Below are 22,402 nucleotides of genomic sequence, written 5' to 3'. Positions count from 1 at the left end.
CCCCCGCCACCGGGGCCCGCGTACGGGAAACGCAAGGACCCCCCACCCCCCCGTCCGGGAACGCAAAGACCCCCCACGCACCCGCCAGAGCCAACCTACCCTTGCTGCCTTCCGGCCCTGGGGGAGTTCAGTCAGATAGCGCCACGTGAGGGGCTGACACCCACCCTAGCCGATCCCCCACCCCCAAATCGACCCACTCCCACCTCGGAACTCTTCCCGGCCCGGCCCGAACCCGCCCCCGGGCAACGCGGTCGCAAGCACCCCTCAACGTCTTGTATTGTTTGCGGCGGAGGATTCGCCTAGTGGCCTAGGGCGCACGCTTGGAAAGCGTGTTGGGGGCAACCCCTCACGAGTTCGAATCTCGTATCCTCCGCACTCGCCCAGCAGGGCAGATGAAGGCCCTGACCGGTTCGCCGGTCGGGGCCTTCGTCGTTGTCCGGTCTCACCCGAAACTTCCGCCGAATACCAGGGCGCTGTAATAATTCCTGTACTACATTGGCGGCATGTCGACCCAGCGTGCGGGACACACCGAGAACGTCTCCGTCTCCCTGCCAGCCGACCTGCTCTCGGCTCTCCGAGAGCGGACGGGCAAGCGCGGCCTGTCGTCCTACGTCACCGACGCGGTACGGCACCAGCTGGAGATGGACGGTCTGACGGAGATCGTCTCCGCCCAGGAGGCGGAACACGGCCCACTGACCGAGGCCGAGATCGAAGCCGCAGCCCGAGAACTCTTCGGCCACGCCGACGGCGCGGGACAGCACGCCGCATGAGGGAAGTGACCGCCCGCTCGGTCGTGTTGGACTCCCAGGCGCTCTCCCTCCTGCTCCGTCACGACCGCGCCCTGACGGCACGCATCGAAGCGACCCGCCGAGCAGGCATCCCGGTCCGCGTCTCGGCGTTGACAATCGTCGAGGCGGTGCACGGCAAGACCGACATGCCACGCCTCCAGTGGTACCTCTCCCGTCTACGGCTGGAGCCCGTGACACCGGAGGACGCACTCGCTGCCGTGAACCTGCTGCGCGACGCCGGCGGACTGCACGGCCACAAGTACGCGATCGATGCCCTGGTCGCCGCCATGGCCCTCCGCTCGCCTGCCCCTGCCCTGGTTCTCACCTCGGACCGCGACGACTGGGCCCGGCTCTGCGGCGACCGCGTCATCATCCGCGACGTCTGACGCCGTCGCGTGGCGCTGCGCGGAAGCCGCCGTCGGTCGCACCGGCCGCCCAGTTCCGTGGTTGCAGTTCTGGTTGCGTTCACCGGCGTACAGCACCGTTCGGAAACCCCACCGGCACCGGTTGCACCGCAGGTCAGGACGTCCCCGTACACCCCCGTACCCCCAGGCGAACATTTGGAAAGCGTGTTGGGGGCAACCCCTCACGAGTTCGAATCTCGTATCCTCCGCAGCTAGAAGGCTCGGACCGCTCAGGCGGTCCGGGCCTTCTGCTTTGTCCCGTCAACAGCCTCAGCAGGATCCCTCGGAGTCCTCCGGGCGCTCCGGTCCGTTCCCCTCGGCATGCTGGGCCGCCGACGTCTGACGCCACTCCGCCAGAAGCACGCGGACTTCCTGCCATACGCAGAGCACGTCCCTGAGTCCGGCGAGCAGTGTTCGGACCTGAGCGAGCAAGCACCTGACGGCATCGCGTTCACGGAGGGCGCTGGATATATCCAGCGAGATATACTTGCGGTACGAGCTGATATCACCGGAGGTGCTCGATGAGTCGCACAGTGATTGACCTCGACGACGAACTGCTGGCCGCCGTGGCTCAGGCGCTGGGGACCGGCACCAAGAAGGAGACGGTCAACACCGCTCTGCGCGAGGTACTCGAGAACCGCCGGCGGGCTCTCGCTCTCACTCGGCTGCGGGCCGCAGCGGCCGAGGGTGGACTCGATCTGGATGTCTTCGAGGACAAGAGGGACTACCGGCGGTGAGCGCGGCACAGTTCCTGATCGACACCAGCGCGCTCGCCCGATTCTTCCGCCATGACGCCGAACAGTACGGCTGGGATCAGGCCGCCACGGCGGGGCTCATCGCAACCTGCCCTGTTACCGAGCTGGAGTTCTTCTACAGCGCCCGCTCCGCTGCGGACCGTGCGCGCGGCGTTGAGGACATGCGGCTGCTGTTCGGCTGGGTGCCCGTCGATGACCGCGCTTACGACCGCGCCTGGCAGGTTCAGGAGCTGCTGACCCAGCGCGGTCAGCACCGTAGTGCGGGAGCCGTTGACCTCGTCGTCGCCGCCACCGCGGAACTCCAGGGCCTGACCCTCCTGCACCGCGACCACGACTTCGAATGCATCGCCGCCAGCACGGGCCAAGCCATGCAGTGGTACGGCCCGCAGGCCGGTAAGTGAACGCGCGCCCGGTCTCATGCGCAGCCGTGCACCACCGTTCCCATGGCTCATCCCCCCGCCCCAGTTGTGACCTCCCTCACCCCGCACCGGCCGTGACCGCAGCCCATCCCGCGCGTTGAACCTGTCGTGCCGAAGACTGCGTCCAGCTCCAGCGCCCGTTCCAGTGCCCCCGCCCACTCCACCTTCAGCGACGCCGCCGCACCGGCCGTGCCGCCCCCACCGGCGCCGTTTCTCCTGACGGGTCGCCAGGGCGAGGCGGCGCGTGCGCTGCTGCGCTATGTGACCTCGCTGGCGCTGCCCGGGCCCGACGCGCAGCTGCTGGCCGCGGTGGTGGCCATCCGGGCGGCGCGGGGCGGGATCGGCAACCTCACCGGGAAGGATCTGTCCTCGCTGCGGCTGGGCGATGCGCGGGGTGCGGTGGACGCGTTGCGGGGGCTGGGCTGGCGGGTGGACGACGCGCTGCTCGACGGTGATCCGTCCGTGCCCGTTCCGTTCACCGTGCCGGATCTGGAGCAGGGGGACGGCCACCCGCTGCCCCTGGGGAAGAACGTGCGGTCGCGGGTTTCCGGCTGGGCCACCCGGACCCTGGCCGCGAAGCCCGTCCGGAAGCTTCCCGCCGTGGCACGGCTGGCGGGGCTGTTCCTCGCCGCGCACAGCACGTCGCAGCTCCAGGGGCGGTTCCCGGCCGGCCTCTCCCTCCCCGATGCCTGCCGGGACGCACTGCCCGGGTTGCTGGAGAAAGGCTTCCTCGCCGAGTGGTCCGGGGAGGGGAACGGGGGCGGGAGCGGGGACGGGGAGCGCTGGCTGCTGGGTCCCGCCGTACGTCATCTGTCGGGCAGGCGTCCGCCGACCGCCGAGGAACTCCCTGACGAGGTGGTGCCGCAGCAGTCCGTCGAGGCGGCGTCCCCCAAGGCTCCGAAGTTCCGGTTCGACGCGGAGGAGTGGGCCGGGTGGAAGGGCACTCTCACACCGGCGCTGCGCAAGCACGTCGAGGCCGTCGAGTTCTGCGCCGTGTGCGCGCTCCCGGCCGAGCGGGTGGCGGAGGCCTTCCTGACGTCCTGTCCCCGTCAACCCGTCGCTGAGAAGGTCGAGGCCCAGTACGGGAAGTGGCAGGAGGAGCACCCGGACCGGGGCCCGCTGGCGGCCCGGTTCAGCGTGGAGTTCCGGGCCGAACACGGGCACGGCCCTTCGTACTCCCAGCTGTGCACGGGTCTTGGATGGAAGAAGCTGCGGCGTTCGCTGCGGGGTCTCGTCGTGGAACGGATGCTGACGGACGGATGGCTGACCGACACCTCGCCGGTCCCGTGGACACTGCGCCCGGGAAAGGCCGCTCAGACGCGCGGCATCACGTTGCCTGCGGCGCGGAGCGCGGCGGCGGCTGAGACCGAGGCTGCTCGGGCGGTGCCTGGGGTGTAGAGCGCTGGTCCGGGTACTTGTTACCCCGCGCGCGGTGTCCCCGTGATAGTCCGTATCCGGCACTTACGGATGGTCAACTCGCAGGGGAAAGCATGGATTTCGCGTCGCACACCGCAAGGCTGGACAGTATCTCGGCCACCGACTCCCGCGAGCTGGACCGCGTCTGTGAAGAGGTCGCCACCGCACTGTACGAGGGGGGTGGAGAGCCGCCGTTCACCGTGGAGTCCGCCGATTTCGCCGCCGACGCACATCTGATCTGCGCCGACCGGTACTGGCGGCTGCGATTCCTGGAGCGGCCGGACATACGTACCGCAGCGGACTGTTCCCGCTGGCTGAACGTCCATGTGACGCGTGAGCACCGTACCGAGGTGCTGGAGAAGTGGAGTCTGGGGTACGCCTTCATCACCAAGGACACCGTGGAGTCAACCGCCGAACTCTCGCGGGCGGTCGAGGAGATCGTCGGGCAGGAGAACTCGTCGGGCGATGTGGCGTACTTCGCGACGCTCTACCACGCGGGGAAGCTGCGCTCGAACTTCTGGTTCGACGAGCTGCACCAGTTCCTGGACTCGTCGCTGCTGACACTGGCGGCGGGGGTGCACCGGAGGTCCGCCCTGTTCACGGCGCTGCGTTCCTTCGCCGCGTTCGGCAGCCGGGCGATCACCGCCGAGCATGCGACAGGACTGCTGGACCAGGCCTGGAACTCGCCGGAGCGGACCCGTCACGTGGTCGACATCTGTCTCAACGGGATCAATGTCGCCGCCCCCTTCGAGGGGCACGGGGAACTGCTCCGCGACCGGGCCGCCGAGGCCGTACGGGATCACCCCTTCGACCACATCTTCCACTTCCGTCTCGCCGCCGGGCAGCACCTGGTGCGGGACGAGGACGCGGCGCTGGTGAGCATCACCACCGCCCTGCGCCACCTTCCCGCGCTAGGCAGCCGGGGCAGCCACAAACTCCTCCAGGAGCAGTACCTGGCCAAGCGCGACGCCATCCTCGAAGGCGGGCGGCGGGCCCTTCTGGACGCCGAGCACGAGCAGCGTCTGCGCGCCCAGGAGGCCCGCCACCAGCAGCGTTACGAGCAGCTCGAAGCGGAGCTGCACCGACGAGGCGACGAGCAGGCCAAGGCGCACCGCGAGGGCCAGGAGGCCGCGCGCGCCAACCACGTCCGTTCGGTCGAGCTGGTCGCCGTCTTCACCTCCGCGATCGCCTTCGCCGTCGGCTCCCTCCAGGTCTCCCTGACCGGATCCTTCACCCTCCGCGACCGGCTGTTCCTGATCGGGGCCTGGGGCGTCGCGCACGTGGTCTTCGCGCTGCTGGTGGTGGGCGGGACCTGGCTGATCACCCGCCCGCGCCCGAGCCGCGACGGCAGCTGAACCCCGGGACCGGCAACTGAGCCAGAGGGCCGGCAGCCGACCGAACGCCCGTCATCTGAGCCACAGGCCTACAGCCCCACATCCCGCATCCGTACGTCGTCCAAGGTTTCCCGGCGTACCAGCAGTCGTGCGTGGCCGTCCGTCACCGCGACGACCGGGGGGCGTCCGACCAGGTTGTAGCCGGAGGCCATGGAGAGGTGGTAGGCGCCTGCGACCGGGACGGCCAGTAGGTCTCCGGGGTGTACGTCGGTGGGGAGTTCGACGTCCGCGGCGAGGATGTCGCCTGCTTCGCAGTGGCGGCCGACGACCGTGACGGGGGCGGGAGTCGCTGTGGTGGGGCGGCCGATCAGACGGGGGGCGTAGCGGACGCCGTACAGGGCGGGGCGGGGGTTGTCGCTCATGCCTCCGTCTACGGCGACGAAGGTGTGGGTGGGGGTGCGTTTCACCGTGAGGACGCGGTAGAGGGCGATGCCCGCGGGGCCTGCGATGGCGCGGCCGGGCTCGATGAGGAGGCGGGGGACGGGGAGGCGGGCGGCGGTGCAGGCGGCGGTGAGTTCGGTGCGGATGCGGCGGGCGAGGGTGGTGAGGTCAAGGGCGGGTTCGCCGGGGCGGTAGGCGATGCCGTGGCCGCCGCCGAGGTCGAGTTCGGGGAGGAGGAGGCCGTGCTGCTCGTACAGGCGGCTCATCAGTCCGACGAGGCGGCGGATCGCCGTCAGATAGGGCTTGGCGGTGGTGATCTGGGAGCCCAGGTGGCAGTGCAGGCCGGTGAGTTCCAGCTGGGGCTGGTCGAGAATGCGGGCGATGGCGTGCTGTGCGGAGCCGTCGGTGAGCGAGAGGCCGAACTTCTGGTCGTCGGTGCCGGTGCGGATCTTGTCGTGGCCGCCGGCGGCGATGCCGGGGACCACCCGGACCATGACCTTCTGGTGGCCGTCGGGGCCGACGGCCGACGCGAGCCGGGCGATCTCGGAGGGGCTGTCGATGACGATGCGGCCGACGCCCAGGCGCAGTGCGGCGGCCAGGTCCTGGGGGGATTTGGCGTTGCCGTGCAGGACGATGCGTGAGGGCGGGAAGCCGGTGGTGACGGCGAGTTCGAGTTCACCGGCCGAGCAGACGTCCAGGCCGAGACCCTCCTCCTCGACCCAGTGCGCCATCGCGCGGCAGAGGAACGCCTTTGCCGCGTACAGGACTTCGGTGTCGGGGAAGGCCTGGAGATAGCCGCGGCAGCGGGCGCGGACCTCGCCCTCGTCGAGGACGTACACCGGAGTGCCGAAGCGGTCGGCGATCTCCGCCAGGGGTACGCCGCCGACGCCCAGGTCGCCCCGGCGCGGCTCGGTGGTGGAGGCGGGCCAGACGGAGAGGCCGTCGGTGGTAGGCGGGTTGAGCGGGGGCTCGTGGACGGTGGTCATCGGGTGCCTCCTCGTACGCCGACGGGCTGCGGGCTCCTGGGCTGCTGACGTAGGGCGGCGGTGGGCCTGTCCGGCGCGGGGGCGGTGAACTGCGGGTCCACCGTGAGGATCGTGATCCCGAGCGGCGCGGTGAGCGCCCGCAGTGCCGGTTCGGCCAGCCTGATCCAGGACTGCGCAGGACCGAGGGTCGCGGCCAGCTGTCGTACGGAGGTGAAGGCGACGCTCGTACGGTCGCCGAGGGGGGTACGGAAGCAACGCGCCACGCACCCTGACGGGCCCGGCCGGACGGGAACGAAAAGCGGTCCGGCCGGGCCCCGTTCGCAGGGCTCGGGGTCTTCGGCGCTCAGCGGTGCTGACATAGGGGGTCCTCCTGGAGGATCGGTGAGGCGGTGGGCGGTGAGGTCGTGGGCGGTGAGGCGGTGGGCGGTGAGGCGGTGGGCGGTGAGGCGCTGTGAGGCGGTGAGGCGCTGTGAGGCGGTGAGGGCCTCGACGAGGACGCTATGCCCGCGCCTCAGGGGTCACGGTGTCCCCGTGACGGGATGCTGACGGAGATCGGCCCGGCGCTGACGGGACTCTGACGCGAGGGGCGGGGGAGCGAGGGGGCGAGCGGGCGAGCAGGCGCCAGGAGGCGGGGGCTGCGGATTCGGACCGTCCGGGGCAGGAATCGGACGGAATGCGGAGATCATGGGACGGTTCCCCCGCAGTGCCGGGACCATGTTCCGCGTCGTACCGACGTCGTGGGAGGACGTGGAGGACGCATGGGCAAGCAGGTCAAGTGCAAGTCGACCAGGACCAGTACCGGGAAGCCGTGCCAGAAGCCCGCGATGGTCGGGTACTCGCGCTGTCAGCTCCACCGCGGGGAATGGACAGCGCCGCAGAAGCAGCAGCGGAAGAAACGCTGAGCGGCCGCGGCACGCGCCCGCTCCGGTCGGCACGGAGAGTGGGTCAGAGCCAGCCCTTCTCCTTGGCGAGGAGGCCCGCCTGGAAGCGGTTGGCGGCGCCGAGGCGGAGCATCAGGTCGGCGATGTAGCGGCGGAAGGTGCGCAGCGAGACGCCCATTTCACGGGCGGCGGACTCGTCCTTGTCGGTGCGGGTGAGGACGTCCAGGACGCGGCGTTCGGTGTCGGAGAGGGGCTGCGGGGCCGGGGATTCGTCGGCGGCGGGGAGCGGGTGGGAGGTTTCCCAGGCCTGGTCGAACCAGGCGACGGTGTTGGCGACCACGCCCGGCTGGCGGACGATCAGGACGGACTGGAGGTGGTCGTCCGGGTCGACCGGGACCATCGCGACGCCCCGGTCCCAGATCACCATCCGGCGGATGGACTGCTGGGTGCAGCGGACCTCGCCGCCCAGCGAGGCGAGTTCGGTGAGGTAGGCGCGGGTGAGGGGTTCGGCCGCCGCCTCGGCACTGGCGACCGTGCGCCAGCGGATGCCGCGGCGGAGCATGCGGAGGTCGGACTCGCGGGCCTCCTCGATGGTGGCGCGGGTCCAGGGGACGGGGAGCAGCGACATCAGCTCGCGGAAGGTGAAGAAGGCGAGGTCGTTGAGGCGTTCACGGATCTCGTCCCCGCCGTCCACGCGCTCGATGTCGCCGGGCGTGCGGTCGGCGCCCTGGCGGTGGTCCTCGGTGAGGGAGGGGATGATGCCGCGGGCGGCGGACACCTGGTCGGTGCTGGACTTGAGTTCGCCGAGGCGCTTGTCCACCAGCCACTCCACCGCGACCGCCGGGTCGGAGACCAGGACGGTGTGCCGGTCCGAGAGGCGCAGCAGATTGTGCTGCTGGAGCCCTTCGAGTGCCTCGTCGACACTGTCGCGGTCCCAGCCGAGTGCGTGCTGGGCGGACTGGGCGCCCTGGCCGGGGTGGCGCAGGAAGTAGCGGTAGAGGCGGAGGTGGTCGTCGGGGACACCCACGGAGGTGAGGGTGGGGGTGGGGGTGGTCGCCCCCGGAGTGGCCGGTACCGGGGTCGCCGCCGCTCCGAGCGGCCGCTCCGCTGCCGGTTCCTGCGTGGTGGTCCCGTTCATCCGTGCTGCTCCCCCTGGCCGTCCCGTACGCCACCCGCCCCTGCCGCGCGCTGGCCGGCCAACAGCTCGTACCGTACGCCCAGTTGGCAGCAAGGTGACACCGGCTGCCCATTCTGACCCTGGAGCAGCACCCCGCGTCACCGCACGCTGAAGCCATGACTCAGCCCTCTGCCCCGGCGGATCGCACGGCGACCGCACCCGCTCCGACCGCACCCGCCCCCTCCGCACCCGCCCCCACCGGTGCGGCCGTACGACTCGATGGCGTCACCAAGGTCTACGGGCGCGGCACCGGTGCCGTCCACGCACTGCGCGGCGTGGACGCGGTCGTTCCACGAGGCAGCTTCACCGCCGTGATGGGCCCCTCCGGGTCCGGGAAGTCGACCTTCCTGCACTGCGCGGCGGGACTCGACCTCCCCACCGGCGGCAGGGTGTCGCTCGGCGAGCAGGACCTGAGCGGACTGAACGAGGACGCGCTGACCCGGGTCCGGCGGGAGCGCATCGGGTTCGTCTTCCAGGCGTTCAACCTGATGCCCTCACTGACCGTCGAGCAGAACATCACGCTCCCCCTGCGCCTGGCCGGCCGGAAGGCCGACGCCCGTTGGCTGGCGGAGATCGTGGAACGGGTCGGGCTCACCGGACGTACCGGCCGGCGCCCCTCCGAACTGTCCGGCGGACAACAGCAACGCGTCGCCCTCGCGCGGGCGTTGGTCACCCGCCCCGAGGTCGTGTTCGGTGACGAGCCGACCGGCGCACTGGACACGGTGACCGCGAAGGAGGTCCTGGGGCTGCTGCGCCGGACCGTGGATCTGCTCGGCCAGACCGTGGTGATGGTGACCCATGACCCGGTGGCGGCGAGTTACGCGGACGCCGTGCTGTTCCTGGCCGACGGACAGATCGTCGACCGGATGGCCGCCCCGACGGTGGAGCGCGTCTCCGACCGCATGACCCGGCTGGGAGCGTGGGCCTGATGCTGTATCTCGCCCTGAGTACGTTGCGGGCCCGCAAGGGGGCCTTCGTGGGCGCGTTCGTGGCGCTGCTGTGTGCGGCGGCGCTGGTCACCGCGTGCGGTGCGCTGCTCGACACCGGGCTGCGCGGGAAGATCCCCACCGAGCGGTACGCGGCGGCGGGGGTGCTGGTCACCGCCGATCAGGAGGTCCACTGGGCGACGGAGAAGAAGGGCAAGACCAAAGAGAAGTCGAAGCCGCTGACGGAGCGGGCCTGGCTGGACGCGGGGCTCGGCAAGCGGCTGGAGGGTGTGCCGGGGGTACGTCGAGTGGTCCCGGAACTGACCTTCCCCGCGCAGGTGTTGAGCACCTCGGCGGGCAGCACCGCCCCCTCCTGGGGCCACGCCTGGAGCTCGGCCGCCCTGACTCCCTTCACCCTGCGGGACGGTCGCGCGCCCGCAGCCGCCGACGAGGTCGTCGCGGACGCCGGCTCCGGGCTCCGTACCGGCACCCAGGTCACCGTCCAGTCCACCGGCGCCCCCGCCGCCTACGAAGTCGTCGGCATCGCCGAGGCCCAGCGGCCGCTCAGGCGCCAGAGCGCCCTCTTCTTCGCCGAGGCCGAGGCCCGACGGCTGGCCGGGCACGCGCACAAGGTGTCCGTCCTCGGACTGCTCACCGAACCGGGCGCCGACACAACCGCCGTACAGGCCGGGGCACTTGAAGTCCTGCGGGGCACCACCGCCAAGGTCCGCACCGGTGACGAACGTGGCCCCGTCGAGTTCCTCGACGCCGACAAGGCGCGGGTGCGGCTGATCAGCATGGGCGGCGCGATGGCCGGCACCTCGCTGATGGTTGCGCTGCTCGTGGTGACCGGGACGTTCACGCTGTCGATCCAGCAGCGGTCCCGTGAGCTGGCGCTGCTGCGGGCGGTCGGGGCGACGCCCGGCCAGTTGCGGAGGATGGTCGGGCGGGAGGCGGTCGCGGTGGGGCTGCTCGCCGGGATCCCGGGCGCGGCGGCCGGGTTGCTGCTCGCGCAGTGGCTGTACGGGCGGTTCGTGACGATGGGTGCGCTGCCGGACACCCTGGAGCTGACGCTGAGCGCCTTCCCGCCGCTGGCGGCGGTACTGGCGACGCTGGCCGCCGCGTGGGGGGCGGCGCGGGTGTCCGCCCGGCGGCCCGCCCGGATCAAGCCCACCGAGGGGCTCGCGGAGGCTGCCGTACGGCCGGCCCGGCTCGGCCTGCCTCGCATCGTCGGCGGGGTGATCGCCGCCGTCGGATACGCCGTCCTGGTCTTCGTGCTCTCCGGGCTGAGGACGGACGCGGCGGCGACCCCCGTCACCTTCTTCTCGGTGATCCTGGCGACGCTCGCCCTCGCCCTGCTCGGCCCGCTGATCGCCGGGGCCGCGACGGCGGCGCTGGGCGCGGTGGCCCGGCTGGTGTCCCCGGCCGCCGGTTTCCTGGCCGCGCAGAACACCCGGGCCCACGCCCACCGGCTGGCCGCCGTCGTCACCCCGCTCGCCCTCGCCGTCGCCATGGCGTCCACGGTGCTCTTCACCCAGACCACGCTGAGCCGCGCGGCCGGTGCCCAGGTGGTGGCGGGGACCAGCGCCCCGTACGTGCTCTCCGGCGCCGGGCCCGGTGTCCCCGCCGTGGCGGCGGAAGCGGCGCGGAAGGTGCCCGGCGTCACGGCGGTCACCGAGGTGCTCCGTACGACGGTGCGCTCCGGACAGGACAAGTTCCCTGCCCAGGGTGCCAGTTGGAGGAATCTGGACCGGGCCCTCGACCCCGGGGTCGTCGCCGGATCGCTCGGCGCGATGACGGCGGGCACGGTCGCCGTGAGCGAGCTGGCCGCCACGACCAAGGGCGTCGGGCTCGGCGACACCCTCCCGGTCACCCTGGGCGACGGCACCGGCATCGACCTCCGTATCGCCGCCGTTTACCAACGGGGCCTGGGGTTCGGTGACTTGATCCTTCCGTACGAGCTGGTTGCGGCCCATGTCGACAACCCGCTCGCCACCTCTGTGCTGGTCGCAGGCACACCCGCCCCCGGCGCCCTGCGGGCCGCCCTGCGCGGCTACCCCGCCGTCCACGTCCTGGACCGCACCCGGGCCGAGGCCGCACGCGGCGAGCAGGAGGCCGTACAGGCACAGCTCAACTACCTGACCATGGGCCTGATCATCGCCTTCACCTCGATCGCGGTGATCAACACCCTGGTGATGGCAACCAGTGCCCGCCGTCGCGAGTTCGCCCTGCTCAGGATGGTCGGCACCACCCGGCGGCAGCTGCGGGCGATGCTCCGCTGGGAGACCCTCGCGGTCGCGCTGCTCTCGGTGGTGCTGGGCGCGGGCGTGGCGTACGCGACCCTCGCGGCGTACAGCACGGGGATGGCCCGGACCTCCGTACCGTACGCACCGCTGCTGGGGTGTGCGGGTGTGGTCGCGGGCGCCGGGCTGCTGGCCTTCCTGTCGACGGCGCTGCCGGCGCGTGCGGCGCTGCGTGGGGGTCTGGCGGGGGCGGCGGGGGCTCGGGAGTAGGTGGGGAGCAGAGCAGGCCCGGCGGGGAACGGAGCAGGCCCGGTGGGGAACGGAGCAGGCCCGGTGGGGGGATAGCACCACCCCCGATCGGCAGGGTCGCCCCATCCTCATCGGGGGCCGGTTCCGGGATCGTTTCCCTTGTCAGAACGGAACGTTGCGAGACGTCCCCACCGCGATGATTCGAGGCCCGCCATGACTGCCACCGCTCCCGCTCCGACCTTCAACTCTCCTTCTCGCGAAGCCGGTTACCACGGCGTCTGTGACCACGACGACCACTACGCTCCGGCCCCGGTCAGCTTCCTGCGCGGCCCCTTCGCCGCCGGCACCTGGCGCGAGATCGGCTACACGATCACCTCGCTGCCGGTGGCGATCGTCGGGTTCGTCTACGCGGTGACCCTGTTCTCGCTCGGCACCGGGCTCGCGGTGACCGTCCTCGGGCTGCCGGTGCTGGCCGCGATGCTGGCGGGGGCGCGTGGGCTCGGGGCGGCGGAACGCGGCCGGGCGCGGCTCGCGCTCGGGCTGCGGGTCGAGGGGCCGGGCGCGGTGACCGGGGACGACGGGCGGACCGGGTTCTGGGCGGCGATGGGGCGGCGGCTGAAGGACGCGGCCGGGTGGAAGGCGCTGCTGTTCCAGGTGCTGATGTTCCCGTGGCGGGTGTTCAGCTTCGTGCTGTCGGTGACGTTCCTGGCCGTGGGCTGGGTGGTCGCGCTGCTGCCCGCGTACAACTGGGTCTTCCCGCGGTACGTCGACGGCTGGGCCGGATACCGGGTGTTCGACTACACCTCGGGCGGCGTGCAGCACGTCTACGAGATCACCTCCCCCGCGCAGCTCGCCATGGTCTCCCTGATCGGCCTGGCCCTCGTCTTCCTCACTCCGAAGCTGGTCCGGGCGCTGACCAACGTGGACCGGGCGGCGGTGCGGGGGCTGCTGGGGCGGTGAGTCCACGGGGGAGCCGCCGGAGGAGTCGCCGGGTGAGCTGCCGGGCCGGGGGAGCCGCAGGGTGAGCCGCCGGGTGAGCTGTCGAGGAGTCTCCGTACTGGCTCGACCGGAAACGACGCAGGGCCCGGACCGGGTGCATCCCGGTCCGGGCCCTGCGTGTTGCCGTTGCTCAGGCGGGTGGTGGCCTCGGGCCTCGCGGCCCGTGCTCACCCCCCGCTGCTCAGCCCTGTCGGCCCGTGTTGCGGCGGCGTACCGCGAAGACCGCGCCGGCGCCGAGCACGAGCGCCGCACCGGCCGCGAGGCCGATCTGCGGGGTGCCCGAGGAGCCGGTCGCGGCGAGGTTGCCGGTCGGGGTGGTGTTCACGCCGCCCTGCGGGACGGGGATGTTGGAGGCGTCCTTCACCTTGGTGGGCGTGGCGTCGTCGACCTTGCCGGGCTTGCTGCCCGCGGCGAGGATCGAGAAGCCGTACTCCTTGAGGTCGTTGCCGCCGCAGGAACCGTTGGCGTTCCAGTAGTCACCGGCGATGAAGGCGATGCCCTCGGCCGCCGGGGCCTTCTTGTCGACGATCAGCCGCAGCTTCAGGTCGGCGGAGGCGCCGGCCTTCAGGTGGGTGAGGGTGCCCGCGTACGCGTTCTCCTTGACGTCCTTGAAGTCGTTGGAGCCGGCCGGGGCGGACTGCAGGCGGAGCAGGTTGCTGATGTCGTTGTAGCTGGTCTCGGCGTTGCCGTAGACGGTGGCGAACGGCTTGACCTCGTCGATCTCCTTGCCGGTGCCGTTGGTCACCTTGAGGGTGAAGTTGACCGTGGTGCCGGCGACGACCTTGGACGGCAGGCCGTGCAGGGTGGTGGAGAGGGCCTCGTCGATCTTGCAGTCCTCGCCGACCGGGGGCTGCGTCGGGTCGACGGGAGGCTTGGTCGGGTCGACGGGAGGCTTCGTCGGGTCGACCGGCGGCTTCGTCGGGTCCGGCTTGGCGGCCTCGGCCTTGGCCTCGGCGAGTGCCTTGTCGGCGGCGTCCTTGGTCACCTTGGCGTTGGCGAGGGCGGCGTTCGCGGAGTCCAGGGTGCGGGCGGCGTCGACCCGGGCGTCGTCGAGCTTGTCGACGGCCACCCGGCGTGCCTCAATGGCATCGACGTGGGCGGCGGCCTTGGCCGTGGCGTCCTTCTCCGCCTCCTCGACCTTCTTCTGTGCGGCGGTCTTGTCCGCGTCGGCGGGCAGTGCGGCCAGAGCGGCCTTGGCGTCGGTGAGCGCCTGGTCGGCATCCTGCTTGGCGACGCCCGCATCGTAGGCGGCCTTCCGCGCCTTGTACGCCTCCACCGCGAGCGGGCCGTCCTCCTTGAGTACGGCTTCGAGCGCGACGTTGGCGGCGGTCACGGCGGCAGTGGCCTCGTCGAACGTCTTCTTCGCGGCGAGGGCCAGCTTCGCCAGCTCCTCCAGCTCGGCCGGCGTCGGCTTCGCCTTCTGGCCCTGCACCTGCGCGGGCGACGGGTCGGCGGCGAAAGCCGAACCGGTCGAGAGGAACACGGCGGGCGTGGTGACGGCGGCGACCACGGCCGTAGCGAGCATGCGGCGAATCTTCACGCGGGCCCTTTTCTTGGGTGTGCGCCCAGCCCGAAAGCGAACGCGGGAGAACAAAAAGTGGGGGAGCCGCCACGGAGTCCTGCTCACGCGGGCGACTGCCCCGAAATCGTAAGGCCGCAATTCCCGTCGGGACAGTGAGAATTGGCGTCACCGGGCCGGGCGGGCCAACAACGCGCCCTTTATATCCGGGCATTCGCGACAGTTGCCCGCGGTTCCGTCGTTTTCTCTGTGACGTGATTCATAACGAGGGCCCCGGCTGCATGGGTCGCGCCCAGGAAACCCACCGCGCCTTCACAGTGCGGCGGCGCGCTCCCGCCCCCGGGCGACCTCCGCCGCCGTATGCGCGAAGACCCTCAGTGCCTGCGTCTCGTCACCCGCGCGCCACACCAGACCGTGCCCGACCGGCTCCGCGTCCACGAAGGGGACATAGGCGACGCCTGGCCGGGGGTAGTACGTCGCCGCGTGCGCGGGAGCGAGCAGCGCCCCCTTTCCGGCCGCCACCAGCACCAGCGCCTCCTGCATATTGGTGACCGCCGGACCGCGTGCGATCTCCCGCCCGGCGGGCGTCCGGGTCGGCGCCAGGTATTCCTGCCAGTAGTCGGGAAGTACGCCGATGGCGGGCATCAGCGGAATCTGGGCCAAATCCTCCAGCGAAAGGGAGATACGGGCCGCAAAGGGATGTCCGGCAGGGACCGCGAGAACACGCTCCTCAATGAGGAGTGGCGCCTTACTGGTCCCCAAATCAGTCTCCCGGGACGGAAATTCGGTCAACTGGACGTCGAATTGTCCGCTGCGCAGCGAACCGTACGGATCGGAAAGCGGAACCTCGCAGACTTCCACCGCCATTTCCGGATGACTTTCCCGCAGTACATCCGCCGCTTTCAGGACGATTTCCCCGCCGAGCGGACTGGAGAACCCGACGAAAAGGGTCGACTCGACACCGCGTGCGCTCTCCACCGCCCGGGCGAGCGCCGCGTCGATGCCCCGATGGTGCGGCTCCAGGTCGCTGCGGAGCCGGCGGCCGAGGGCGGTGAGGCCGACCCGGCGGCTGGTGCGGACGAACAACGGGGCACCGACCCGGCGTTCGAGTCGCTGCACCAGCTGGCTCACCCGGGCGCGGGAGAGGCGCATACGGTCGGCGGTGCGGCCGAAGTGGAGCTCTTCGGCGAGCAGCAGGAAGCATTCCAGTTCGTCGCGTTCCATCGGGCACCTCGGGTCGGTATGGCGGGTGGAGGACGGTGGGCCGGGCGAGGGCCGGCAGGCCCACCGGCGATCGGTAAGCCTGGTTGAACGAACGTTGCGTTCTTCGCCGTTGTTCCGTCCCGCGCGCCGCCGGACGCTTGCCGCATGACCAACTCCCCCTCCGTACCGGCACCTTCCCGCATGTCCGCCCGCCAGTGGGGCGTCCTCCTCGTCCTCTGCGGCGCGATCTTCCTCGAAGGCATCGACATCGGCATGCTCAATGTCGCGCTGCCCACCATCCGGGCCGATCTCGGCCTGGAAACGGGCGAGTTGCAGTGGGTGGTGAGCGCATACGTACTGGGCTACGGCGGCTTCATGCTGCTCGGCGGGCGGGCCGCCGACCTGCTCGGACGGCGCCGGATGTTCGTGCTCTGGCTCGGCGTCTTCATCGCCTTCTCCGGGCTCGGCGGGTTCGCCACCGAGAGCTGGATGCTGCTGGTCTCCCGGTTCGTGACGGGCGTCGCCGCCGCCTTCATGACCCCGGCCGGGCTGTCGATCATCACCACCGGCTTCGCGGAGGGCCCGCAGCGCACCAAGGCGCTGCTCGTCTACTCGGGCACCGGCGCCGCCGGGTTCACCATCGGGCTGGTCGCGGGCGGGCTGCTGACCTCGTTCGGCTGGCGCTGGGTGTTCTTCGCGCCGGTGGTGCTGGCCGCCCTGATCCTCTTCGCCGCGCTCAGCGTCGTACCGAAGACCCCGCGCCCGGACCCCACCGGGCAGCGGATGGACCTCGCGGGCAGCGGCGTCCTCACCCTCGCGATCGTGCTGCTGGTGCTCGGCGTCGAACGGGCTCCGCACGCGGGTACCGGGGCGACCGTGGCCACCATCGGCGGCGCGCTCGCGCTGCTGGCGCTGTTCACCGTGCTGGAGCGGCGGACGGAGCGGCGCGGCGAGGTGCCGCTCGTACGGCTGGGAATCCTCCGCAACGCCCCACTGATCAGGGCGAACGTCATCATGATGCTGTTCGCGGGCGGCTTCTTCGCCTTCCAGTTCCTGGTCGTCCTCTACCTTCAGGAACTGCGCGGCTGGTCCACCCTCACCACCAGCTTCGCGATGGTCGCCACCGGCCTCGACGTCATCCTGGCGCCGACGCTGGCCCCCGTTCTGGTCAACCGGTTCGGCCACGCCCGGGTCATCTTCGGCGGGTTGCTCTCCGCCGTCCTCGCCTACGCGCTCTTCCTGCCGGTCGGCGCGGACTGGGCGTATCTGTCCATGCTCCCGAGCCTGATCCTGGTCGGCTTCGCCTTCGCGCTGGCGTACGGGCCGCTGACGGTCGCCGGGACCGAGGGCATCGACGCGAGGGAACAGGGACTGGCCGGCGGACTGCTGTACACCTCCGCCCAGTTCGGCGCCGCTCTGGGACTGTCGGCGGCGAGCGCGGTCAACATGGCCGCCACCCACGGCAGTTCACCCGCCGCGGTACTGGAGGGCTACCGGGCGGCGTTGTGGGTGCCGCTGGTCGCGGTGGCCATCGCCACGGTGGTGGGTGCTTTCGGCGTACGTCGTCGGAAGAGCCCCTCGGCCGAAGCGGGCCTCACCGAACCTGCTCCCGCTACCGCTCGCACTCCCACTCCCACTCCCACTCCCACTCCCGCCGGACCGGGCGCGACCGGAGCGGCCACCACCGGAGCGACCGCCTCCGCAGCACCCGTCACCCCGCAGGGCCCCGCCGCCCTCCTGCCCCAGCGCTCGCCCGTCCCCAACTCCACGCACACAACCACCGGGTGACACAAGAGCGCCATTCGGCCGTCGCCACATGCCTCTTCGCACCTGTGTACCCACACTCGGTCATGAGATTTATGGCACAGGCATTCCCAGACGCCCCCTGAGTCGCTAACTTCCCCTCACCTTTGTTCGCACCGAGAGGATCCCTGTGAACGCTTCATCCCGCAGTCGCAGAGCCATGGCCGCCGTCGCGTCCCTGGCCATCGCCACCCCGCTGCTGCTCGCCGCGGCCTCCCCGGCCACCGCTCAGCGCGGTGGGACGGACCCGGCCAAGGACGCCGCCAAACTGTCCAAGCAGCTGGTCAAGGACTCCTCGGGGCAGGGCGCTTACCAGCACCTGAAGCAGTTCCAGGCGATAGCGGACTCGGCCGGCGGCAACCGGGCGGCCGGCTCGCTGGGCCACGACGCCTCCGGGGCGTACGTCTTCAGCCTGCTGAAGAAGGCGGGCTACGACGTCCACTACGAGACGTTCAGCTTCATCGACCTGAAGACGCAGGCGGAGAAGCTCTCGGTGGTCTCGCCCACTCCGCGGGACGTGAACATCATCGCGATGTCCTACACCAAATCCACCCCTGTCGGTGGCCTGAATGCAGCGCTCGCGGCCGTTCCGCTCGACGCCACCACGGGTTGCGAGGCGGGCGACTACGCGGCCGGGTTCACCGGCAAGATCGCGCTGATCCAGCGCGGCGGGTGCTCCTTCGCGCAGAAGCAGGCGACGGCCGCGACGGCGGGCGCGGTCGGCGCGATCATCTACAACAACGTGGCGGGCGCCCTCAACGGCACCCTCGGCACCCCCGAGGACGGCAAGATCCCCACCGGCGGCATCACCCAGGCGGACGGCGAGGCCCTGGCCGCCGACGTCGCCAAGGGCCCGGTCACCATCAACCTGGACATCCGCCAGCTCCAGACGAAGCGGACCACCCGCAACGTCATCGCCGAAACCAAGGGCGGCAACGCCGCCAACACGGTGATGCTCGGCGCCCACCTGGACTCGGTCCCCGAGGGTCCCGGCATCAACGACAACGGCTCCGGCTCGGCCGGCCTGATCGAGGTCGCCCTCAAGCTGGCGAAGGCCACCAAGGAGGGCAAGAAGCCCGCCAACAAGGTCCGCTTCGCCTGGTGGTCGGCCGAGGAGCTGGGTCTGCTCGGCGCCGAGGACTACGTCGCCAAGCTCACCCCGGAGCAGCTCAAGAAGATCAAGCTCTACCTGAACTTCGACATGATCGCCTCGCCGAACTTCGCCCAGTTCGTGTACGACGGCGACAACTCGGACGGCGTCGGCGAGCCCGCCGGACCGGAGGGTTCCGCCCAGCTGGAGAAGGGCATCAACGACTTCCTCGACAGCAAGAAGTTCCCGCACGAGGGCACCGACTTCGACGGCCGCTCGGACTACGGCCCGTTCATCGCGGTCGGCGTCCCCTCCGGCGGCACCTTCACCGGCGCCGAGGGCGTCATGACCGCGGCCCAGGCCGCCAAGTACGGCGGCACCGCTGGCGTCGCGTACGACAAGTGCTACCACTCGAAGTGCGACGACCTCTCCAACGTCAACATGAAGGCGCTCGACATCAACGTCGACGTCATCGCCAACGCGGTGGGCACCTACGCCCACGACCTCTCGTCCCTCACCAAGCCGGTCGTCTCCACACCGACCACCGGCAGCGGCAGCGGCTCGGGCGGCATGCACGGCCACGACGGCGGACTGAAGTCCTAGTGCGCGTGCGGTAGTTCACGCCCGCTGGTTGGGCGGGTGAGAGTCCTCGTCCGTCGGCCGGCCAGGTGGCACGGCTCCGCGTCCCCGGAGCCGTGCCGCCTCACAGCGCCGCCGGTCCGCCCCGCGCCGCCACCGCCTCCCGTACCGCCTCGATATACGCCTCGGCACGCGCGTTCGTGCCGCCGGTCCGCCACACCAGCGCGACCTCGCTCACGGGCAGATCACGCAGGGGTACGAAGGCCAGGTCCGGCCGGGAGTGATACGTCGCGGCGGACGCGACCACCGGTGAGATCCCCTGGCAGGACGCGATCAGCGACAGCATCTCCGGGAACGTGGACACCGCCTGCCCCCGCTCCAGTACCTCCCCGCCACTCGTCCGGGGCGGCACCTGGGCGTCCCACCAGTACGCGGGCGCCCCACCCGCCACACCGAAGAAGCGTTCTCCCGACACCTCGTCCAGCGACAGCGACTCCTGGTGGGCGAGCGGATGGTGGCAGGGCATGGCCAGTACCCGGTGCTCGGAGACCACCGTGGGGCCGACCGTCAGGTCCGGTTCCTCGACCGGCAGCCGGGTGAACAGCAGCTCCACCTCGCCCGCCCTGAGCGGCCCGAACGGATCGGCGAACTGCGTCTCGCGCATCCGGACCTCGCAGCAGGGTGCCCGCTCGCGAAAGATCCGCTGGATGTCCCGGGTGAGCTGACCTGCGCCGGAGCCCAGGAATCCAACGGTGAGGACCCCGTCGATACCGCGTGCGGCCGCCTTCGCCCGATTGACGGCCTTTTCCATCTCGGCGTACAACGGGCCGAGATCGAGGCGGAGCTGCTGTCCGATCGGCGTCAGTTCGACCCGGCGGCTGGTGCGGTGGAAGAGGTCGGCGCCGATACCGCGCTCCACCCGCTTCAGGACCTGGCTGACCCTTGCCTGCGAGAGCCGCAGCTTCTCGGCGGTACGTCCGAAGTGCAGCTCCTCGGCCAGCGTCAGGAAGATCTCCATCTCGTGCCGCTCCACGGCCTCACCGCCCCCCCCAGTTGACCTGCATTCATCGTTCAGGGTTATCGATCGTTTCATGGATCGTCGTTGTTCGGGCGAAGACGGGAACAGAGAGTGGAGGCATCCGGAACGAGGAGCCCACCTCCTCGCACCGACCTCAACTCGCCCTGAACGCACAGGAGTCGTCATGCTCACCGGCACCCGCAAGACCGTCCTCGCCTCCGCCGTCGCACTCGCCCTGAGCGCCGGTACGACGGCCGTCACCGTGAACCACTCCACGCCACGAACCCCCGCCGCCACCACATCCACCGCCTCGTCCGCCACCGCCTGGACGGCGGGCTGGGCCGCCTCCCCGCAACGCGCCTCGGTCAGCTTCAAGCCCAACTGGTCGGAGGCCGGCTTCGACAACCACACCGTCCGCCAGGTCGTCCGCGTCAGCGCAGACGGCACCCAGGCCCGCATCCGCCTCTCCAACGCCTACGGCACCTCTCCGCTCCTGATCGAGCGCGCCACGGTCGCCCGTACGGCCAAGGGTGCGTCGGTGAGACCCGGCAGCGTCCGCGAGCTGACCTTCTCCGGCAGTCGGTCCGCATCCGTCCCGGCCGGCGGCCAACTCTCCAGTGACCGGGCCGCGCTGGGCCTGCGCGCGAACGACCAGGTCACCGTCACCCTCCACCTCAAGGCCACGACCGGCCCCGCCACCTTCCACGCCCAGTCCTTCACCGACAGCTACCGCGCCAAGGGCGACCACACCACGGACACCGCCGCGTCCGCCTTCACCGAGAAGACCGAGTCCTGGTACTACCTCTCCGGCGTCGACGTCACCGGATCCAAGCCCCCCGCCCCGCACTCGTCGGAATCCGGCGCCGGCCATTCCCACGACCACCCCCGCGACCGCTCCGGAATCGTCCTCTTCGGCGACTCCATCACCGACGGCTTCGCCTCCACCCCCAATGCGGACCGCCGCTACTCGGACGCCCTCGCCGCCCGCCTGAAGTCCCTCGGCAAACAACGCCCCGTCCTGAACTCCGGCATCGGCGGCAACCTGATCCTCAACGACTCCGCCTGGTACGGCGAACGGGCCACCACCCGCTTCTCCCGCGACGCCCTCGACCTCCCCGGCGTCGGCACGGTCGTCGTCCTCGGCGGTCTCAACGACATCGGCTACCGGGAGACCACCACCCAGCCCACCTACCACCCGGCCGCCGACATCACCGGCCGCCAACTCATCAACGGCCACCAGGAGTTGATCCGCCAGGCCCACGCCAAGGGCCTGCGCGTCGTCGGCGCCACCCTGCTCCCGCTCGGCGGCTCCGACCACTACGGCAAGCACTCCGCCGCCGCGAGCGACGAGTTCAACAACTGGGTCCGCACCTCGGGCGCCTTCGACGCCTACGTCGACTTCGACAAGGCCCTCGCCGACCCGGCCGACCCCGAGCACATCCGCCCGTCCTTCGACAGCGGCGACCACCTCCACCCGAACGACGCGGGCTACCGGGCGATGGCAGCCGCCCTGAACCCGAACGCACTCTGAGGCACCGGCCACCGGACGCCACCCCGCTTGCCACTCCATCCGCCGCCCCAAGGCCCCCGCGCCGCCTACGCCACCGCCGCCGATGAAGTGGACCGCGCCGGGCACAGATCGAAGTGGCTGATCCGACAGGTGTCCGCCGGTATCGCCGACCCCAGGTTGACGGCCGTCCCGTCCCCCGCGATCCGCCACCGCTTCCCGGCAGGCACCGACCCGACGGCCCGCTCCCCGGGCTCGATCAGGATCCACTTCCCGCGCACCGTCCGGTGCCACTCCGCCGACGCCCCGCACCGCTTGCACGACGTACCACCGGAGCCGCGCGGATCCGGCACGGCCCGCAACTGCCGTGCGGCCGACCCCAGTTCGATGGCCGTACTCGCCAGCACCTCCGCGAGCAGCACCGGCTCCCGCCCGCCACCGCCCTGCTCGCACCCGGCGCACACGGACCGCCCCAACGCAGACCGCCACTTACCGTGCGGTCCCCCGCACGCGTCACATCCGTACGAAATCATGACCCCCACCCGCAGACCACGTCGTTTGCAGCTGACGTGAAGAATGCTTCCACAAGGGTCTGACAATCAGTCCTGCCGAACGAATACCCACAGGTCAGGCAGAGTCCAAACGCCGTTCACCAACGCCCCGGC

19 protein-coding genes, 1 tRNA gene and 1 other RNA gene are annotated in these 22,402 nt (G+C 71.0%); 13 read left to right on the top strand and 8 right to left on the bottom strand.

Translation table 11 applies throughout. The features are described from left to right. Positions 1-64: 64 nt before the first annotated feature. Positions 65-155, bottom strand: an RNA gene (ffs, locus tag ACIA73_RS23190) — signal recognition particle sRNA small type. 133 nt (positions 156-288) lie between these two features. Between ffs and ACIA73_RS23185 the strand changes: the two genes are divergently transcribed. The 7 genes from ACIA73_RS23185 (at position 289) to ACIA73_RS23155 (ending at position 5,137) form a co-directional block, all read left to right on the top strand. After that, positions 289-373, top strand: a tRNA-Ser gene (locus ACIA73_RS23185). A gap of 130 nt (positions 374-503) precedes the next feature. Further along, positions 504-770 (top strand): hypothetical protein, encoded by a 267-nt coding sequence (locus ACIA73_RS23180; protein ID WP_399440544.1) that lies wholly within the window; start codon positions 504-506, stop codon positions 768-770. Next, the gene (locus ACIA73_RS23175) at positions 767-1,174 is read left to right on the top strand and encodes a type II toxin-antitoxin system VapC family toxin (protein ID WP_399440543.1); all 408 of its coding nucleotides are present in this window, start codon (positions 767-769) and stop codon (positions 1,172-1,174) included. The genes ACIA73_RS23180 and ACIA73_RS23175 overlap by 4 nt, the downstream gene beginning before the upstream one ends. Before the next feature lie 539 nt (positions 1,175-1,713). Continuing rightward, positions 1,714-1,929 carry a type II toxin-antitoxin system VapB family antitoxin gene (locus ACIA73_RS23170; RefSeq protein ID WP_399440542.1) on the top strand — a complete coding sequence of 72 codons (216 nt, stop codon included), beginning with the start codon at positions 1,714-1,716 and terminating at the stop codon, positions 1,927-1,929. Further along, on the top strand, positions 1,926-2,348 hold the full coding sequence (locus ACIA73_RS23165; protein ID WP_399440541.1) for a PIN domain nuclease: 423 nt from the start codon (positions 1,926-1,928) through the stop codon (positions 2,346-2,348). Before ACIA73_RS23170 ends, ACIA73_RS23165 begins: the two co-directional genes overlap by 4 nt. A gap of 126 nt (positions 2,349-2,474) precedes the next feature. Then, a complete protein-coding gene (locus tag ACIA73_RS23160) occupies positions 2,475-3,764 on the top strand; it encodes a hypothetical protein (RefSeq protein ID WP_399440540.1) in 1,290 nt (429 codons plus the stop codon). Positions 3,765-3,856: 92 nt separating this feature from the next. Continuing rightward, positions 3,857-5,137, top strand: a complete 1,281-nt coding sequence (locus tag ACIA73_RS23155; RefSeq protein WP_399440539.1) for a hypothetical protein — start codon at positions 3,857-3,859, stop codon at positions 5,135-5,137. 68 nt (positions 5,138-5,205) lie between these two features. Here the strand turns inward: ACIA73_RS23155 and lysA are convergent, their stop codons facing one another. The 3 genes from lysA to ACIA73_RS23140 form a co-directional block, all read right to left on the bottom strand. Next, positions 5,206-6,543, bottom strand: a complete 1,338-nt coding sequence (lysA, locus tag ACIA73_RS23150) for a diaminopimelate decarboxylase (protein WP_399440538.1) — start codon at positions 6,541-6,543, stop codon at positions 5,206-5,208. Next, positions 6,540-6,902, bottom strand: coding sequence for an SAV_915 family protein (locus ACIA73_RS23145; RefSeq protein ID WP_399440537.1), 363 nt, complete (start codon positions 6,900-6,902; stop codon positions 6,540-6,542). Before ACIA73_RS23145 ends, lysA begins: the two co-directional genes overlap by 4 nt. A gap of 586 nt (positions 6,903-7,488) precedes the next feature. After that, positions 7,489-8,562, bottom strand: coding sequence for a LuxR C-terminal-related transcriptional regulator (locus tag ACIA73_RS23140; RefSeq protein WP_399440536.1), 1,074 nt, complete (start codon positions 8,560-8,562; stop codon positions 7,489-7,491). Between the two features lie 155 nt (positions 8,563-8,717). On the opposite strand from ACIA73_RS23140, the gene ACIA73_RS23135 reads away from it, so the two are divergent. The 3 genes from ACIA73_RS23135 (at position 8,718) to ACIA73_RS23125 (ending at position 12,979) form a co-directional block, all read left to right on the top strand. After that, on the top strand, positions 8,718-9,530 hold the full coding sequence (locus ACIA73_RS23135; RefSeq protein WP_399440535.1) for an ABC transporter ATP-binding protein: 813 nt from the start codon (positions 8,718-8,720) through the stop codon (positions 9,528-9,530). Continuing rightward, the gene (locus ACIA73_RS23130) at positions 9,530-12,040 is read left to right on the top strand and encodes an FtsX-like permease family protein (protein ID WP_399440534.1); all 2,511 of its coding nucleotides are present in this window, start codon (positions 9,530-9,532) and stop codon (positions 12,038-12,040) included. Before ACIA73_RS23135 ends, ACIA73_RS23130 begins: the two co-directional genes overlap by 1 nt. 192 nt (positions 12,041-12,232) lie before the next feature. Further along, positions 12,233-12,979: a sensor domain-containing protein gene (locus tag ACIA73_RS23125; protein ID WP_399440533.1), complete on the top strand. Its 747-nt coding sequence runs from the start codon at positions 12,233-12,235 to the stop codon at positions 12,977-12,979. Positions 12,980-13,199: 220 nt separating this feature from the next. Here the strand turns inward: ACIA73_RS23125 and ACIA73_RS23120 are convergent, their stop codons facing one another. Together ACIA73_RS23120 and ACIA73_RS23115 are read right to left on the bottom strand one after the other, a co-directional pair. Further along, positions 13,200-14,558 carry an LPXTG cell wall anchor domain-containing protein gene (locus ACIA73_RS23120; protein ID WP_399440532.1) on the bottom strand — a complete coding sequence of 453 codons (1,359 nt, stop codon included), beginning with the start codon at positions 14,556-14,558 and terminating at the stop codon, positions 13,200-13,202. Positions 14,559-14,849: 291 nt separating this feature from the next. Next, positions 14,850-15,761, bottom strand: a complete 912-nt coding sequence (locus ACIA73_RS23115; protein ID WP_399440531.1) for a LysR family transcriptional regulator — start codon at positions 15,759-15,761, stop codon at positions 14,850-14,852. Between the two features lie 180 nt (positions 15,762-15,941). Here ACIA73_RS23115 and ACIA73_RS23110 point away from each other — a divergent pair, with 180 nt between their 5' ends. Together ACIA73_RS23110 and ACIA73_RS23105 are read left to right on the top strand one after the other, a co-directional pair. After that, a complete protein-coding gene (locus ACIA73_RS23110; protein WP_399440638.1) occupies positions 15,942-17,528 on the top strand; it encodes an MFS transporter in 1,587 nt (528 codons plus the stop codon). 175 nt (positions 17,529-17,703) lie between these two features. Further along, the gene (locus ACIA73_RS23105) at positions 17,704-19,236 is read left to right on the top strand and encodes a M28 family metallopeptidase (protein WP_399440637.1); all 1,533 of its coding nucleotides are present in this window, start codon (positions 17,704-17,706) and stop codon (positions 19,234-19,236) included. Positions 19,237-19,336: 100 nt separating this feature from the next. Here ACIA73_RS23105 and ACIA73_RS23100 read toward each other — a convergent pair whose 3' ends face one another. Next, positions 19,337-20,245, bottom strand: coding sequence for a LysR family transcriptional regulator (locus ACIA73_RS23100; protein WP_399440530.1), 909 nt, complete (start codon positions 20,243-20,245; stop codon positions 19,337-19,339). A gap of 169 nt (positions 20,246-20,414) precedes the next feature. Between ACIA73_RS23100 and ACIA73_RS23095 the strand changes: the two genes are divergently transcribed. Beyond that, positions 20,415-21,761, top strand: coding sequence for an SGNH/GDSL hydrolase family protein (locus ACIA73_RS23095; protein ID WP_399440529.1), 1,347 nt, complete (start codon positions 20,415-20,417; stop codon positions 21,759-21,761). A 65-nt stretch (positions 21,762-21,826) separates the two neighbouring features. Here the strand turns inward: ACIA73_RS23095 and ACIA73_RS23090 are convergent, their stop codons facing one another. Further along, complete coding sequence (locus ACIA73_RS23090; protein ID WP_399440528.1) at positions 21,827-22,201, bottom strand: DUF6083 domain-containing protein; 375 nt, start codon at positions 22,199-22,201, stop codon at positions 21,827-21,829. Between the last annotated feature and the right edge of the window lie 201 nt (positions 22,202-22,402).

The organism is Streptomyces sp. NPDC051561 (assembly GCF_044454195.1).
Classification (GTDB): Bacteria; Actinomycetota; Actinomycetes; order Streptomycetales; family Streptomycetaceae; genus Streptomyces.
The sequence above is the reverse complement of the archived record's forward strand: the minus strand, read 5'-3'. Positions and strand labels throughout refer to the sequence as shown.

Bases quoted from the DNA above. Each gene is read 5' to 3' on its own strand.
- ACIA73_RS23180 (WP_399440544.1), top strand. From the start codon at position 504: ATGTCGACCCAGCGTGCGGGACACACCGAGAACGTCTCCGTCTCCCTG.
- ACIA73_RS23175 (WP_399440543.1), top strand. From the start codon at position 767: ATGAGGGAAGTGACCGCCCGCTCGGTCGTGTTGGACTCCCAGGCGCTC.
- ACIA73_RS23170 (WP_399440542.1), top strand. From the start codon at position 1,714: ATGAGTCGCACAGTGATTGACCTCGACGACGAACTGCTGGCCGCCGTG.
- ACIA73_RS23155 (WP_399440539.1), top strand. From the start codon at position 3,857: ATGGATTTCGCGTCGCACACCGCAAGGCTGGACAGTATCTCGGCCACC.
- lysA (WP_399440538.1), bottom strand. From the start codon at position 6,543: ATGACCACCGTCCACGAGCCCCCGCTCAACCCGCCTACCACCGACGGC.
- ACIA73_RS23145 (WP_399440537.1), bottom strand. From the start codon at position 6,902: ATGTCAGCACCGCTGAGCGCCGAAGACCCCGAGCCCTGCGAACGGGGC.
- ACIA73_RS23140 (WP_399440536.1), bottom strand. From the start codon at position 8,562: ATGAACGGGACCACCACGCAGGAACCGGCAGCGGAGCGGCCGCTCGGA.
- ACIA73_RS23135 (WP_399440535.1), top strand. From the start codon at position 8,718: ATGACTCAGCCCTCTGCCCCGGCGGATCGCACGGCGACCGCACCCGCT.
- ACIA73_RS23130 (WP_399440534.1), top strand. From the start codon at position 9,530: ATGCTGTATCTCGCCCTGAGTACGTTGCGGGCCCGCAAGGGGGCCTTC.
- ACIA73_RS23125 (WP_399440533.1), top strand. From the start codon at position 12,233: ATGACTGCCACCGCTCCCGCTCCGACCTTCAACTCTCCTTCTCGCGAA.
- ACIA73_RS23115 (WP_399440531.1), bottom strand. From the start codon at position 15,761: ATGGAACGCGACGAACTGGAATGCTTCCTGCTGCTCGCCGAAGAGCTC.
- ACIA73_RS23110 (WP_399440638.1), top strand. From the start codon at position 15,942: ATGTCCGCCCGCCAGTGGGGCGTCCTCCTCGTCCTCTGCGGCGCGATC.
- ACIA73_RS23105 (WP_399440637.1), top strand. From the start codon at position 17,704: ATGGCCGCCGTCGCGTCCCTGGCCATCGCCACCCCGCTGCTGCTCGCC.
- ACIA73_RS23095 (WP_399440529.1), top strand. From the start codon at position 20,415: ATGCTCACCGGCACCCGCAAGACCGTCCTCGCCTCCGCCGTCGCACTC.